Raw genomic sequence first — 15527 nt, 5'->3', positions numbered from 1 at the left:
TCAATCTATGGCCGCCTCAGGCCTGGTCGTCGGCGCCGTCAGCAGTCTCGACCTCAGGGGCTTTCTCGGTGACAGTGCTGTTGGCCTCGAGCCACTCCAGCAGGCTCTCGCGCAGGAGATCCTCGGCCACGGCTTCGCGCAGGCGCAGCGGATCGATCGAACTGGTGTCGCTCAGACCCTGACTGACCTCCTTGACCTTGGCTTCGATCGCCGCGGCCTCCGGGCGGATGCCTTCGGCTTCGGCCAGGGCCTTGAGAGCGAAGCTGCGCCGCAGCCGTTGCTCGGCCTCCGGGCGGGAGCTGTCCATCAGGCTGCGCACCAGGTCAGGGCTGAACAGCTTCTTCACATCCATCCCCTGCTGGGCGATCTGGGAGGCGGTCTGCTCGATCAGCGAGCGGATCTCCTGCTGGATCAGGGTCTCGGGCAGGTCGACCTCCAGCTGCTCAACCAGTGCCGCCAGCAGGGCGTCGTGGCGGCTGCTGCGGGCCCGCCGCTCGGCGTCCTCACGCAGGCGGGTCTCAAGATCGGCTCTGAGCTCCTCGAGGGTGTCCTTGTCACTGGCCTCCTTGGCGAAGGCGTCATCGAGGGCGGGGAGTTCGCGCGCCTTGAGTTCCTTGAGGGTGATGCTGAAGCTGGCCTCGCGGCCCTGAGCCTCCTCCTGGGGGTAGTCGTCGGGGAAGCGGCAGTTCACCTCGCGCTCCTCGCCCACGACCATGCCGAGGATGCCCGCCACGAAGCCGGGAATCATTCGCTTCTCCTCGAGCTCCACCTCCATGGCATCGGAGCTGCCGCCCTCGATCGCCGCTCCGGTGTCGACGAAGCTGCCGCTGAAGGCCACCACCGCCACGTCGCCAGTGGCGGCGGGTCGATCCTCCACCGGCACCAGGGTGGCCAGCTGGCGGCGCGATTGCTCGAGCATCTCATCGACCCGTGCGGGTTCATAGCTGATCAGCTCAGCTTCGGCCGTGAGTCCTTTGGTGGCCTTGAGACTGGGGGTGGGTTGCACATCCAGCTCGAGGGTGAGGGTGAGGTCTTCACCGGGGCTGAAGCGCTCCAGCAGGGCCTCGAAGCCACCGCTCAGCTCGGGGCTGCTGAGAGGCTCGATCTTCTCCTGCTCCAGGGCATCACGCCAGACGCTGTCCACCAGGTCTTCGAGGGCGGTGGCGCGAATTCGCAGCGGGCCGATCTGCTGGAGCAGCACCGGCCGGGGCACCTTGCCCTGGCGGAATCCAGGCAGGCGCACACTGCGGCTCAGCTTCACCACGGCGGCCTCGTAGCTGGCCTGGGAGCGGCCGCCTGGGACGTCCACCTCCAGCGCCAGCCGGCTGCCGGGGCGGGGGCTGGTCTTGACCTTCAGGGCGGAGCTCATGGCGAAACGGCCGGGCCGCGGCGATGCAGCCCCTGATCCTATGAACTCGTGCTCCAGCCCCTCCAGCGGACCCGCCTGAGACCCAGGCCGCGTATTGTGTGCTCAACGACATGTGGTCGTTGATATCCACCAGGACCAACTGGTTCCATTCCGAGCCTCAGGTCCTCCGTGCTCAGCTCCCTCCGCCCCACGGAGCGAGACGCTGGCTCAGGCTCTCGAAGTTTTCCTGTTCCTCTGCAACCCTTTCCTCTCCCCTCCAGTTCTTGCCTGAAGGCTCAGCCCTGCCCATCAGGTTCACCTCTGTTCAGGCCGTAGCGTCCGCCGCAAGCCGAGCCCGGGTCGTACCCCTTTGCGAGCTACGGGTCCAGCCTTCACGACCAGTGCATTCACCCCTCTACTGCCGTTGTCAAGCACCTCCTCCTTTCACCCACTCCCCAGCCGTCCCCTGACGGTGGCTGTGCTCGGTGCCACTGGCGCCGTTGGACAGGAGCTGCTGGCTCTGCTGGCTGAGCGCCGCTTTCCGGTCGGTGAACTGCGGCTGCTGGCCTCCCCCCGCTCAGCTGGACGCCGGCTGGTGTGGCAAGGGCGCGAGCTCCCCATCGAGGCTGTCGACGCCGCCGCCTTTGAGGGCGTGGATGTGGTTCTGGCCTCGGCCGGCGGCTCGATCTCACGGCGCTGGGCGCCGGTGGCGGCGGCAGCTGGCGCAGTTGTCATCGATAATTCCAGTGCCTTCCGCCTCGATCCCGAGGTGCCGTTGGTGGTGCCGGAGGTGAACCCCCAGGCGGCCCTGGGCCACCGGGGGATCATCGCCAACCCCAACTGCACCACGATCCTGCTCACCCTGGCCCTGGCACCCCTCCAGGCTCGCCGTCCGATCCGCCGCGTGGTGGTGAGCACTTATCAGTCGGCCAGCGGTGCAGGGGCCCGGGCGATGGAGGAATTACGGAAGCTCAGCCGCACCGTGCTGGACGGGGGCGAGCCGGTGAGCGAGGTGCTGCCCCACTCCCTGGCCTTCAATCTCTTCCTGCACAACTCTCCTCTGCAGCCCAGCGGCTACTGCGAGGAGGAGCTCAAGATGCTGCACGAAACCCGCAAGATCATGGCTCTGCCGGAGCTGCGGCTCTCGGCCACCTGTGTGCGGGTGCCGGTGCTGCGGGCCCACTCCGAGGCGGTGAACATCGAGTTCGAGCAACCCTTCCCCGTCGAGGAGGCCAGGGCCCTGCTGGCGCAGGCACCAGGGGTGGAGCTGCTGGAGGATTTCGCCGCCAATCGCTTTCCGATGCCCACCGATGTAACCGGCCGGGATCCGGTGGCGGTGGGACGCATTCGCCAGGACATCAGCGATCCCAACGCCCTCGAGCTCTGGCTCTGTGGTGATCAGATCCGCAAGGGGGCGGCCCTCAACGCCGTGCAGATCGCCGAGTTGCTGCTGGATCCGGCCTGGCGAGAGGCCGCCACCCAGACGGCGGGTGTCCCATCCGCTTCCAGTGTCGGAGGTGCCGTTTGAGTACCACGGCTCAACAGAGCGTCGCGAGTCAGCCGCAACCGCCCTTCGGTCGATTGCTCACCGCGATGGTCACTCCGTTCAGCCCTGATGGCTCGGTTGACCTCGATCTGGCTGCTCGCCTGGCTGCTCACCTGGTGGACAACGGCTCAGATGGACTGGTGCTGTGCGGCACCACCGGTGAATCTCCCACCCTGAGCTGGCAGGAACAGCACGAGCTGTTCGAGGCGGTGAAGCGGGCCGTCGAGGGCCGAGCCCTGGTGCTCGCCGGCACAGGCAGCAACTGCACGACCGAGGCGATCGAAGCGATCGAGCGGGCGGCCGAGGAAGGCGCCGATGGGGCCCTGGTGGTAGTCCCGTACTACAACAAGCCGCCCCAGGATGGGCTGGAAGCCCATTTCCGTGCGATCGCCCAGGCGGCCCCAGGCCTGCCGGTGATGCTTTACAACATCCCCGGCCGCACCGGCTGCAGCCTTGAGCCCCGCACCACGGCCCGCCTGCTCGACCTCCCCAACGTGGTCAGCTACAAGGCCGCCAGTGGCAGCACCGATGAAGTCAGCCAGCTGCGGCTGCTCTGCGGCGACCGGCTGGCGATCTACAGCGGCGACGATGCCCTGACCCTGCCGATGCTGGCGGTGGGTGCTGTCGGCGTGGTGAGCGTGGCCAGCCATCTGGTGGGGCGCGAGATCCAGCGCATGATCTCGTCCTTCCTCGCCGGTGAGCTGGCTGCGGCTCTGGCCCTGCACGAACGCCTGCTGCCCCTTTGCCGGGCCCTGTTCGCCACCACCAATCCCATTCCCGTCAAAGCCGCCCTTGAACTGGAGGGCTGGCCCGTGGGGTCCCCCCGTCTTCCGCTGGTCTCCGCCGACAGCGACGTCCGTGCCCGATTGACCTCCGCCCTGGCTGCCCTGCGTCCTACCTGACGCCATGGCTTAGCTCCAGCGCAGTGCGGCCTGGAGTTCTCGCACCAGCAACACCCTGATCCCGTTCCTCTGTTCTGCACCCCTTCGTTACCCACCCCATGAGCTCAAGCAACAACAAGACCTCCCCCGCCAACAAACAGCCCGCCCTGCGGGTGATTCCCCTCGGCGGGCTTCATGAGATCGGCAAGAACACCTGTGTTTTTGAATACGGCGATGAGCTGATGCTGGTGGATGCCGGCCTGGCCTTCCCCAGCGATGGCATGCACGGAGTCAACGTGGTGCTGCCCGACACCAGCTATCTGCGTGAAAACCAGAAGCGCATCCGCGGCATGATCGTGACCCATGGTCACGAAGATCACATCGGCGGCATTCCCCACCACCTCAAGAACTTCAGCATCCCCGTGATCTACGGCCCGCGGCTGGCCATGTCGATGCTTCAGGGGAAGATGGAAGAGGCTGCCGTCACCGATCGCACCGTGATCCAGACGGTGAGCCCCCGGGATGTGGTCAAGGTGGGCCAGCACTTCCAGGTGGAGTTCATCCGTAACACCCACTCGATCGCCGACAGCTTCAGCCTGGCGATCACCACCCCCGTGGGTGTGGTGATCTTTACCGGCGATTTCAAGTTTGATCACACCCCTGTCGATGGTGAATACTTCGACATCCAGCGGATGGCCCACTACGGCGAGCAGGGAGTGCTCTGCCTGTTCAGCGATTCCACCAATGCCGAGGTGCCCGGATTCACCCCGCCCGAGCGGTCGGTGTTCCCCAATCTCGATCGTCACTTCGCCAATTCCGAAGGCCGGGTGATCGTCACCACGTTTGCCAGTTCCGTCCACCGGGTTTCGATGATCCTGGAGCTGGCGATGAAGCATGGCCGCAAGGTTGGTCTGCTTGGCCGCTCCATGCTCAACGTGATCGCCAAAGCGCGTGAGCTTGGCTACATCCGCTGCCCTGACGAGCTGTTTGTGCCGATCAAGCAGATTCGCGATCTTCCCGATCGTGAAACGCTTCTGCTGATGACCGGCAGCCAGGGTGAACCGCTCGCCGCCCTCAGCCGCATTTCCCGTGGAGAGCACCCCCAGGTGCAGGTGAAATCCACCGACACGATCATCTTCTCCGCCAGCCCGATCCCCGGCAACACCATTTCGGTGGTGAACACCATCGACCGGTTGATGATGATGGGGGCCAAGGTGGTCTATGGCAAAGGCGAAGGCATCCACGTGTCTGGCCATGGCTGCCAGGAAGACCACAAGCTGATGCTGGCGCTCACCCGGCCCAAGTTCTTCGTCCCTGTCCACGGGGAGCACCGCATGCTCGTGTGCCACTCGCGCACGGCCCAGTCGATGGGAATTCCCGCCGACAACATGCTGATCATCGACAACGGTGATGTGGTGGAGCTCACCCCCACGACCATTCACAAGGGGGATCCGGTCAAGGCCGGCATCGAACTGCTGGATGCCTCCCGCAACGGCATCGTCGACAACCGTGTGCTCAAGGAACGTCAGCAACTGGCCGAAGACGGGGTGATCACCCTGCTGACCGTGATCAGTACCGATGGCGTGATGGGCGCCCCGCCGCGGGTCAACCTGCGCGGTGTGGTCACCACCGCTGATGCCCGCCGGCTCTCGGTCTGGGCCGAGCGGGAGATCGGCTGGGTTCTGGAGAACCGCTGGAATCAGCTGGCCCGCAACACCGGTGGCACGGCCCCCGAGGTCGATTGGGTGGGCGTTCAGAGGGAAATCGAGGTGGGCCTCCAGCGCCGCTTGCGGCGCGAACTGCAGGTGGAACCCTTGATCATCTGCCTGGTGCAGCCAGCTCCGGCGGGCACCCCGGCCTACAAGGGCCGTGCTGATGCCGAGCCCGACAGCCGTCCAGCCCCCCGCGGCGCTCGCCGGGAAAGTTCAGGACGTGAACCTGTGATCCGCAACCACGCACCTGCTCCCCAGCGGGTACAGGCTTCCGGTGCTGTCGCGGCCGTGGCCGCGACGCCTGTCGCCGTCATGACCCCCGTAAGCGCACCCGCTGTGCAGGTCGCAGAGGCCAAGCGGGAGGAACCGGAGATGCCCGCCAACCGGGTGCGTCGTCGTCGCTCCACCGCCGCCAGCTGAGCGGCAGCGGGCTGGGCGGCCACGCTGCCGCTCAGCCCAGCACCACCCGCAGCAGACCCTTGGCCAGCTCAGCCTCCTCTTCTGGGCTGAAACGGCGTTCGCCTGGGACATCGCGGCTGGAGCTGGCCGGTTCGGCCAGCACTTCCACCCGCACAGCTTCCACGGCCTGGGGTGTCCCGTCCACGCTGCTCTCGTCTTCGAGGCCGCTGTCCGGAGGAGCCGGGGCCAGGCTCAGGGGGGCTGACCCCATCGATGCCAGATCCGTGGCCCAGGGCATGGCTGCCGCCTCGCTGGGCACGGGTCGGCTCTGCTCGCAGAGTGCCAGTCCCTCCGCGGCCAGGTCGTTGTATGTGCTCCCCTTGGCGGCGGTGGTCTGCACCTGGCGGTACAGCTCGCCGGCGTCTTCGGGCTGGCGCAGTCCGTAGAAGTGAATGTGCCCCAGCAGCAGTTTCAGTCGCAGGCTGTGGGGATCACTGGCCTCAAGTGGTGTTTTCTCCAGCAGGTCCTGCCCCTCCTGCAGGGCTTCGGCGAAGCGCCCCTGGCTGTAGGCCAGCTCCACGCTCTTGTAAGCCTGATCGAAGCCGCTGGAGGTCATCAGTTGGAGGGGGCTGAGGCCGCACCGGGTTCGGCAGGGCCGGATGGATCCGCGTGCTCGCTCGGGACCGGTTGCAGCCGCAGGCTCTGCCGGTCCCAGAGGAGGCTCCTGCCTCCGGGCAATTCCAGGCTGCCAGGCCCCTGGCTCAGCTGCAACCGGCGGCGTAGGGATTCAAGGTTCCGGGCCCCCAGCCGCACCCCGGCGCTGCGCTCCAGCCAGAGATCGAGCAGCCGCTCCTGACAGCTGGCGGAGAGCTCGCTCAGCCGTTCGCGTTGAAGCCCTGGTCCGAGCTCTGACTGGCCTGCAGCCGGGAGGGCAGCCGGCGCCTGCAGGGCCGCGAGGGCCAGCAGGGCCAGCTCCTCGGTGATGCCCTCGCTGGCTTCCAGGCGTTCGGCCGTGGCGCTCAGACGACGCCAGGCCCCGGGATGGAGCTGCTCGAGCACCGGCAGCACCTCCAGGCGCAGCCGGTTGCGGCTGAAGCGGAGATCGGTATTGCTGGGATCCAGCCACAAAGGCAGGCGCTGCTGCTTACAGAAGGCTGCGGTCTCTGCTCGCGAGAAGCCGAGCAAGGGACGCACCAAATCGATGCTGCCGCTGAGGGGACGGCGTGCTCGCAGGCTGCACAGCCCCCGCAGCCCACAACCCCTGGCCAGGTTGAACAACAGGGTCTCCGCCCGGTCGCTGCCGGTATGGCCAGTCACGACGCGGGGGCAGTCCAGGCTCAGGGCCTGCTGGTTCAACCGCTCGTAGCGCCAGCGGCGCCCAGCCTCTTCCTGGCCGGCGGTGGGGGCGGCAGGCCCAGCGGGGGCGTTCTCCACCCACATCGGCAGGCCCAGGCCGCCGGCCCAGGCCGCCAGCTCAGCGGCCTGATCGGCGGCTTCCTCTCGCCAGCCGTGGTTGCCGTGCCAGAGGTGAAGCTCCCAGTCGTGCAGGCGTCGCAGCTCCAGCAGCAGGGCCGTCAGGGCCATCGAGTCCTGGCCACCGGAGATGGCCAGCAGCAGGCGGCTGCCCCTGGGCAGGAGCTGGGGGTCCGCCAGCAGACGCCGGTGCAGCCGGTGCTGCAGGGGACCCCATGGGAGAATCGTTGCTATATGCCCCGCTCGCCGATGTCGCGCCTCACCAGCCTGCCTGCTCCCCTGCAAGCGGCGCTTCACTCCCGGCGGCTGTTGAAGGTGATCGCCGGCTTGCGCAACTTCGAGGCGGCCAGCGTGGAGCGGATCAGCCGGGCGGCCGGAGCCGGTGGCGCCGACCTGCTCGATGTGGCCTGCGATCCCGATCTTGTGCGCCTGGCTGCTACGGCCTCCGGCCTGCCGGTCTGCGTCTCGGCCGTCGATCCGGAGCTGTTCCCCGCCGCTGTGGCCGCTGGCGCCGCGATGGTGGAGATCGGCAATTTCGATTCGTTCTACCCCGAAGGTCGGATCTTCGGCGCCGAGGAGGTGCTCGCTCTGACCCGGCACACCAGGGAGCTGTTGCCGGAAGTGGTGCTCTCGGTCACGGTGCCCCATGGGCTCCCCCTTGATCAACAGCAGCAGCTGGCCATTGATCTGGCCGCTGCCGGCGCCGACCTGATCCAGACCGAAGGCGGCACCAGCGCCCGTCCTTTCAGTCCCGGGGCCCTTGGCCTGATTGAGAAAGCAGCGCCCACCCTGGCGGCTGCCCACTCCATCAGCCGGGCGGTTGAGTTGCCGGTGCTCTGCGCCTCCGGACTGTCGGCCGTCACCCTGCCCCTGGCCATCGCTGCCGGTGCCCATGGGGTGGGTGTGGGCTCGGCAGTGAACAGGCTTGATGACGAACTCGCCATGGTGGCGGTGGTGCGCGGCCTGCGTGAATCTCTTGCCCCGGCGCGGGTGTCGGTCGCCTGAGGACACGAGTACACCGCCTGCTTGTGACGGTTCAACACCCCTGACTTGGCCAAGTCAGGGGGCTTTGATTAGCGTGACCCCGACGCCGTGATTTCTGATATGGGCCCGTTCCTCTGGCTCCTGCAATGGCCCATCCGGGCTCTTGTGCTGTTGTTCGTGGGAGTCTTGCCCCTCGGAGTCGAATTCAACAGTTTTGGCACCGCCCTGCTCTCAGCAGCGGTGATCGGCCTGCTGGGAACGCTGCTGATCTGGCCATTGAGGCTGGTGCTGGCGCTGCCCTGGGCCCTCACCAGCCTGGGCGGCATGGTGACACCGATCACCGCTGTCTACAACTGGGTGATCACGATCGTGCTGTTTGCCCTGGCGGCCTGGTTGATCCAGGGCTTCCGGCTCAAGAACGGTCTGATCAGCGCGGCCCTCGGTGCCATCGTTTACAGCGTGCTCAGCACCTTGATCCTGGGCTGGCTTGGCCTTGATGTGAGCTTCACTCGAGCGTCGGCCGCTCTCTCCGCGGCAGTCGGCGTTGGCTGAGTGATCTGAGGGCCTGCCGCAGCTGGTTGTTTGCCGAGGTTGATGCGGTTAGCCGACCGTGTTGCAGGCGGGCACAAGTAGGGGCTTATTCCTAGGATCAATTTTGTCTTTATCCAGGGGCCACCTGGAACCAGCGGCCATGGCGCGCTTTGAGCTCCAGGCTCCCTACGAGCCCAAGGGCGACCAACCAACGGCCATCGAAGCCCTGGTGGACGGTGTTGATGGGGGTGAGCGATACCAGACCCTGCTGGGTGCCACGGGCACCGGCAAGACTTTCACCATTGCCAACGTGATTGCCCGCACCGGTCGTCCGGCTCTGGTGCTGGCCCACAACAAGACTCTCGCGGCCCAGCTCTGCAATGAGTTGCGGGAGTTCTTCCCTAACAACGCTGTCGAATATTTCATCTCCTACTACGACTACTACCAGCCGGAGGCCTATGTTCCGGTCTCAGATACCTACATCGCCAAAACGGCTTCGATCAACGAAGAGATCGACATGCTGCGGCACTCCGCCACCCGCTCGTTGTTCGAGCGCCAGGATGTAATCGTTGTGGCTTCGATCAGTTGCATCTACGGCCTCGGTATTCCCTCGGAATATCTCAAGGCTGCGGTGCGCTTTCAGGTGGGTGAGCCTCTTAACCTGCGCGGTTCCCTGCGCGAGCTGGTGAACAACCAGTATTCCCGCAACGACATCGAAGTCGGGCGTGGCCGCTTCCGGGTGAAGGGGGATGTGCTCGAGATCGGCCCCGCCTACGAAGACCGGCTGGTGCGCATCGAACTCTTTGGCGATGAAGTGGAGGCGATTCGCTATGTCGATCCGACCACCGGCGAAATCCTGCAGAGTTTGGAAACTATAAATATCTATCCTGCCAAGCACTTCGTCACCCCCAAGGACAGGCTCGATTCAGCGATCGCGGCGATCCGCGAGGAACTGCACCAGCGCCTGGAGCACCTTCAGGGCCAAGGCCGCCTGCTGGAGGCCCAGCGGCTGGAGCAGCGCACCACCTACGACCTGGAAATGTTGCAGCAGGTGGGCTATTGCAATGGCGTCGAGAACTACGCCCGCCACCTGGCGGGCCGCCAGGCCGGTACACCGCCCGAGTGCCTGATCGACTATTTCCCCGACGACTGGTTGCTGGTGGTGGATGAGAGCCACGTCACCTGCTCCCAGCTCCATGCGATGTACAACGGCGACCAGGCCCGCAAGCAGGTGCTGGTGGAGCATGGGTTCCGGCTGCCCAGTGCCGCCGACAACCGTCCGCTCAAGGCCGAGGAGTTCTGGTCGAAGGCCCGCCAGACCATCTTCGTGTCAGCTACGCCAGGGACGTGGGAAATCGAGCAGAGCCACGGCCATGTGACCCAGCAGGTGATCCGCCCCACCGGTGTGCTCGATCCGGTGGTGGAGGTGCGCCCCACCGAGGGCCAGGTGGATGACCTGCTCGGTGAAATCCGGCTGCGGGCGGAGCGGGATGAGCGCACGCTGATCACCACTCTCACCAAACGAATGGCCGAAGACCTAACCGATTACCTGGCTGAAAATGGCGTCCGGGTGCGCTATCTGCACTCGGAGATCCATTCGATCGAGCGGATCGAAATCATCCAGGATCTGCGCAACGGCGACTTTGATGCCCTGGTGGGGGTGAATCTGCTGCGGGAAGGACTGGATCTGCCGGAGGTGTCCCTGGTGGCGATTCTTGATGCCGACAAGGAGGGATTCCTGCGGGCGGAGCGCTCCTTGATCCAGACCATCGGTCGGGCGGCCCGTCATGTGGACGGGATGGCACTCCTCTATGCCGATAACCTCACCGACTCGATGGCCCGTGCCATCTCCGAAACCGAACGGCGCCGGGCTATCCAGCAGACCTATAACGAGACCCACGGCATCACCCCCAGCCCGGCAGGCAAGCGCGCTGGCAATGCCATCCTCAGCTTCCTGGAAGTGTCCAGACGAGCTCAGGATGATGGGCCACAACCCGAGGCTGAGCAGGCCTCGTTCGCGATGGTGCCCCTCGATGCGCTGCCTGAGCTGATCCTGGAGCTGGAGGACAAGATGAAAGCAGCCGCCAGGAACCTGGAGTTCGAAGAAGCTGCCAACCTGCGCGATCGCATCAAGAAGCTGCGTCAGAAGCTGGTGGGGAGGGCATGAGGTGAGAGTGTGCGGCTGCCAGTTGCTTGAGGGTCTCAATCTGATGGGTCCCACCAGCGGTGCTGTCCTCCACTTCGTTGATCTCCCGGGAAACGCTTCGCCCAAGCCCGAAGCCCTGTTCCACTGGATCCAGGGCTTTCCGTTCCTGTCGGTGTTGGCCGGCGTCGATCTCCGGGGGGCTCTGCCCGTCGTGATGTCGCGGCTGCTGATGGCGCTGACCGAGCCCTGCCGGCTAGAGCCGGCTGAATCACGGATTCTGACGGCGACGGCAACGGAGCTCAGGCTCTGGCTGCCCATCGATGATGGCCCTGGGGCAGGATTGGCTGGCCAGTTCCTCTGCCGCTGGTTCGACGGCGCCTTCCGTGGCACCAGTCCGTCGTCGGAGGATGTCGAGCTCTGCCGTGCTTTCCACAGCCGTCGCTGGAATCAGACCCATGCCCATTTGGCACGAGCCGCTTGTGCTGTTGGTGTGCCCTTTTTCCGCATCGAAAGGGCCGGCCAGCAGTTCCTTCAACTCGGACATGGTGCGCGGCGGCGCCTGCTGCATGAAACCCTGACCGACCGCACCAGTCTGTTCTCCAAGCTGTTCCACGGCAAGGAAGCCTTGCATCAAGTCCTTGCTGGTCATGGTTTTCCCCTCCCCCGGCAACGGATCGCCCGCACGAGGAATCAAGCCATGAAGGCGGCTGATGAGCTCGGCTGGCCGGTTGTGCTCAAGCCGGCCGAGGGGGGCAAGGGCAAGGGCGTCTGGGTTGGGTTGGATCAACGTGACGCACTCGAGCGGGCCTGGCAGGTCAATGCAGGTGACGGATCGACCCAACTGGTGCAAGAGGTGTTGCCTGGCCATGATCATCGTCTCCTGATCTGTGACGGCGAGGTCATGGCAGTAGCCCGCCGTCATCCCGCTGAAGTCTGTGGGGATGGGCTCCGTTGCCTGGATGAACTGATCAGGTCCGTCAATGACGATCCCCGGCGCGGTGTGGCCTATGAGCGATTGATGAACCGGATTCCCCTGGATGAACGTCTGGAGGCGGAACTGGCGCGGCAGGGACTGACCCTGGCGTCCGTTCCCACTGCTGGCCGGCGGGTACAACTCTCCCGCACCGCCAACATCTCTCAGGGGGGTGGGGCCACGGACGTGACGGATCGGCTCCACGCTGACAACCGTCGTCTTGCTCTGGATGTCGCCTCCCTGCTTGGCACGGATGTCCTTGGCCTTGACGTTATGGCCTTGGATGTCGGCAGGTCCTGGACCGAGGGGGGGCTTCGAGTCCTCGAAGCCAACCTCTCACCGGGCCTCCGCCCCCATCTGGTGGCAGATCCAAGTTCGGATCTCTGCCGCAGGTTGGTTCTCCGCTGGACCGGAGGGCCGGAGGCGGCACGAATCCCGACAGCTCTGGTGACAGGCAGCATCGGCAAGACCACCACTACCCGCATGCTGGCCCATGTGATGCGCGGCACCCGGCGACGGGTGGCCTTCGGCTCCACCTCGGGTTCTCAACTGGATGATCTGATCGTCAACCAGGAGGATTCAGCCCATGGCGGCACCATCCGCCGGTTTCTCCAGGATCCTCGCGTCGAGGCCGTGGTGGGTGAAGTGTCCCGAGGAGGATTGCTCAAGGGTGGGTTGCGGTTGTTCGAGGCCGATGTCGGCGCGATTCTCAACATCCTTGACGCCCACCTCGGTGAGGACGGTGTGTCGTCGCGGGAGGATTTGCTCCAGATCAAGTCTCTGGTGGCCCGCGCCGCCACCCGTGCCCTGGTACTCAATGCTGACGATCCCCTGTTGCGGGGGGTCTACGACCGCCAGGCCGCCTGTGAGCATTGCCTGGTCGGCTCCATGCCGCCCCATGGGCTGCTCCTCGACCATCTCGCGGCCGGAGGACTGGCGGCTTTGTGGAGTGATGGGCCGGATGGTGTGGTGGTGCTTTGTCGCGGTGATACCCAGCTCTGCATGATCCCGGCCGCCGACATTCGAGCAGCCTGGGGAGGCCTGTGTCGTGGGACCGTGATCTCAGCGGCATTCGTGGCGGTGATGGCCGAGCGGATGGGTGTGGCTCCGGATCTGATCCGGGAGCAGATTCTTGGCTTTGATGCCAGTCTCAATCCAGGCCGGGCCGAAAGGATCGAGGCGGCGTCGAGATCCGTTCTGCTGAGTTGGGCGGGGTCGCCTGAGGCGCTCCAGGCTTTGGCGGTGCTGCTGGAGTCGCTCCGATCAGCGCAGAATTCCCGAACTCGTATCCTGCTTCGGGTGGGCTTCAGTGCCCCCGATCGCTGGCTGTGCAGCATGGCAGCGGAAGCCTGCCGTCTGTTCGACGTGGTCCGGATCGCCCGAGGCGAAAAGCTTGCTGGGCGTGTCGAGGATGAGGTCGCTGCCATGGTTCTCGCGGCTGGCCGCGCTGCCGATCCGACCGTGGACCTCCGCTATGTCGGCGAGGTCCATGCAGCCATTCCCGCGTTCCTTGATGAAGCTGCTCCTGGTGATGCCGTTCTGGTCCATGCCCTTGAGGTCCATACGGCCAAGACCATCATTCTGGAGTCACTCCGTACGGAACCCATCGGAAGGTCGAGCCACCTGGAGGCCTGAGACGTGTCGCTCCCTACAGCCGAACAGTTCAATCGATCTCAGCCACCAGACGACAAAGTGCCCCTGGTTCGTTTTTCTAGCCAGTTCCGGGCCTATCAAGGCATGGGATTCGGCATCTGTCAGCCGATCCTCAAAGCGAGGATCGAGATCCGCCGCCACCTTCCAGAGGAAGCGGATCAAGTCACAGACTTTCTCTGCAGCATCGTTGAGCCTGTCTCCAGTCCTGAGCACGAGCGGTGCGAGTCCCTTTCGCTGAATCTGCTCGATGTGCTTCTGACGACCCATCTTGAGCTTCAGCAGCGGGCCAATCTTCCCGTCTTTGCTCCCTGTCATTCGACTCTTGCAAGGTCCGAAAGCAGGGATGGCCCCATGGAGGTCCATGATCTCATCCTTCCTTACTCCTTTCCAAGGGCTTCTGTCGACACTCTGCGCTGGCTGGAATCCCTGATCAATGCCTTTGCGCGATCTCCTGCCGCCGTGAGCAATCGCGGAGATGAGATTCGCCGGAGCAGGGATCAGTTGATCAGCCACCTGAGTGCCTTCGGCCTGAAGGGGACCAACAACTTTTATTTTGCAAAGGCAGCCCACGATCTCGCCCTGCCAGCCACCCGGATCGACAGCAACATCATGGCAATTGGTCATGGTGTCTCGACGCGCTGGATCGACAGTTCACTGACGGATCATGCGCCCTTCATGTCCGTGGCTCTGGCCAAGGACAAGGAGCGGACAGCCATGTTCCTTAAGCACCATGGGCTACCGGCACCCACCCACAGGGTTTGCCGCTCAGAGGAAGAGGCCATTCGACTGGCTGGCGATCTGGGTTTTCCAGTGGTGATCAAGCCAGCGGACCAGGAGCAGGGCCGTGGGGTCTTTGCTGGATTGAGGGATGCTCAATCCGTTGGGATGGCATATCGTGAAGCAGCAAAGTTATCAAGCAAAATTCTCGTTGAGAAGTTTATCATTGGAGATGACTATCGCTTTACGGTGGCTCATGGTCGTGTCGTCAAGATCATGCACCGAGTTCCAGGTGGAGTGGTTGGCGATGACAGGATGACCGTTGCCGAGCTCGTTGCCAGGGAGCAGTCAACGGAGAGGAATCAGAAGATCTTGCGAATGTCAGGAAAGATGCGCCTCGAGCTCGATGCTGAGGCGCTTATGCATCTGGGCTACCAGGGTCTGAATTCCGATTCGATTCCAGAGGCTGGCCGTGTTGTGCGTCTGCGTGGAAAAGCCAACATTTCAGCCGGTGGCTCCCATGTCTTGGTCCACCATGAGCAGGTCCACCCTGATAATCTGGACCTCGCTCTTCAGGTTGTACGAATCTTCCGTCTTGATATCGCAGGGGTTGATCTGATCATTCCCGACATTAAAGCGTCTTGGAAATGCTGTGGTGGCGTCATCTGCGAAGTGAACGCACAACCTCAGATCGGTATTCGTGACACTCCCATGATCTATCATGAAATCATGGCGTCAATGGTTCAGGCTGCAGGTCCTGTTGAGCTGCATCTTCTGGTTGTCCCTGAAGGAATGGAGTCTGGAGTCCTGCATGGGCAAGCCCATCTGTTAGCGAAGCGTCTGAACTGCAATGGGCTGGCAACTGCGGATGGTGTATGGATTGATGGAAAGTTGTTGGCTTGTCAGCCTTCCAACGGCTTCTCTGCCGCTCAGGTCATGATTCATGATCAGGTCTTGAGATCAGGCCTGATTGTGATGAGCGTTACTGAAATTCTGCAGCGCGGCCTTCCGGCTGCTGGATTGACCACGGGCACCCTGCTTGGATCGGCGGCGGAGGAGAGCGACACCGTCAGACGGCTCCTGCAGCTGATCAAGCCCCACGTTGAGGTTCTGCGCAGCCGTGATAGTGCAAGGATCACCCCAGCCTAGCCTTTCTCCTCAACC

General features: G+C 64.3%; 11 protein-coding genes. 8 read left to right on the top strand and 3 right to left on the bottom strand.

The window, feature by feature from the left end:
* Positions 1-16: 16 nt before the first annotated feature.
* On the bottom strand, positions 17-1369 hold the full coding sequence (gene tig / locus KBY77_RS08685; RefSeq protein WP_255103253.1) for a trigger factor: 1353 nt from the start codon (positions 1367-1369) through the stop codon (positions 17-19).
* A gap of 403 nt (positions 1370-1772) precedes the next feature.
* Here tig and KBY77_RS08680 point away from each other — a divergent pair, with 403 nt between their 5' ends.
* The 3 genes from KBY77_RS08680 (at position 1773) to KBY77_RS08670 (ending at position 5907) form a co-directional block, all read left to right on the top strand.
* Positions 1773-2876 carry an aspartate-semialdehyde dehydrogenase gene (locus KBY77_RS08680; protein ID WP_255103251.1) on the top strand — a complete coding sequence of 368 codons (1104 nt, stop codon included), beginning with the start codon at positions 1773-1775 and terminating at the stop codon, positions 2874-2876.
* Positions 2873-3796, top strand: a complete 924-nt coding sequence (dapA, locus tag KBY77_RS08675) for a 4-hydroxy-tetrahydrodipicolinate synthase (protein ID WP_255103249.1) — start codon at positions 2873-2875, stop codon at positions 3794-3796. Before KBY77_RS08680 ends, dapA begins: the two co-directional genes overlap by 4 nt.
* Positions 3797-3894: 98 nt before the next feature.
* Entirely contained in the window at positions 3895-5907 is a 2013-nt protein-coding gene (locus tag KBY77_RS08670) for a ribonuclease J (RefSeq protein WP_255103247.1), read from the top strand.
* Between the two features lie 31 nt (positions 5908-5938).
* On the opposite strand, the gene KBY77_RS08665 is transcribed toward KBY77_RS08670, so the two are convergent.
* Both KBY77_RS08665 and tilS read right to left on the bottom strand, forming a co-directional pair.
* Positions 5939-6502: a hypothetical protein gene (locus tag KBY77_RS08665; RefSeq protein WP_255103245.1), complete on the bottom strand. Its 564-nt coding sequence runs from the start codon at positions 6500-6502 to the stop codon at positions 5939-5941.
* A complete protein-coding gene (gene tilS, locus KBY77_RS08660) occupies positions 6502-7470 on the bottom strand; it encodes a tRNA lysidine(34) synthetase TilS (RefSeq protein ID WP_255103243.1) in 969 nt (322 codons plus the stop codon). The genes KBY77_RS08665 and tilS overlap by 1 nt, the downstream gene beginning before the upstream one ends.
* Positions 7471-7608: 138 nt before the next feature.
* Here tilS and KBY77_RS08655 point away from each other — a divergent pair, with 138 nt between their 5' ends.
* The 5 genes from KBY77_RS08655 to KBY77_RS16615 all read left to right on the top strand — a co-directional run bounded on the left by KBY77_RS08655 (position 7609) and on the right by KBY77_RS16615 (position 15512).
* On the top strand, positions 7609-8364 hold the full coding sequence (locus KBY77_RS08655) for a DUF561 domain-containing protein (RefSeq protein ID WP_255103515.1): 756 nt from the start codon (positions 7609-7611) through the stop codon (positions 8362-8364).
* A 99-nt stretch (positions 8365-8463) separates the two neighbouring features.
* Positions 8464-8895 carry a phage holin family protein gene (locus tag KBY77_RS08650; protein ID WP_255103241.1) on the top strand — a complete coding sequence of 144 codons (432 nt, stop codon included), beginning with the start codon at positions 8464-8466 and terminating at the stop codon, positions 8893-8895.
* A gap of 139 nt (positions 8896-9034) precedes the next feature.
* On the top strand, positions 9035-11041 hold the full coding sequence (uvrB, locus tag KBY77_RS08645; protein ID WP_255103239.1) for an excinuclease ABC subunit UvrB: 2007 nt from the start codon (positions 9035-9037) through the stop codon (positions 11039-11041).
* 43 nt (positions 11042-11084) lie between these two features.
* Positions 11085-13628 (top strand): Mur ligase family protein, encoded by a 2544-nt coding sequence (locus KBY77_RS08640; RefSeq protein ID WP_255103236.1) that lies wholly within the window; start codon positions 11085-11087, stop codon positions 13626-13628.
* Between the two features lie 3 nt (positions 13629-13631).
* Positions 13632-15512, top strand: a complete 1881-nt coding sequence (locus KBY77_RS16615) for a hypothetical protein (protein ID WP_255103234.1) — start codon at positions 13632-13634, stop codon at positions 15510-15512.
* The last annotated feature ends 15 nt before the right edge of the window (positions 15513-15527 follow it).

It is taken from the genome of Synechococcus sp. Cruz-7E5, assembly GCF_024345995.1.
In the GTDB taxonomy this organism is placed as follows: domain Bacteria; phylum Cyanobacteriota; class Cyanobacteriia; order PCC-6307; family Cyanobiaceae; genus Regnicoccus_A.
This window is presented reverse-complemented; position numbering and strand designations above follow the sequence as displayed.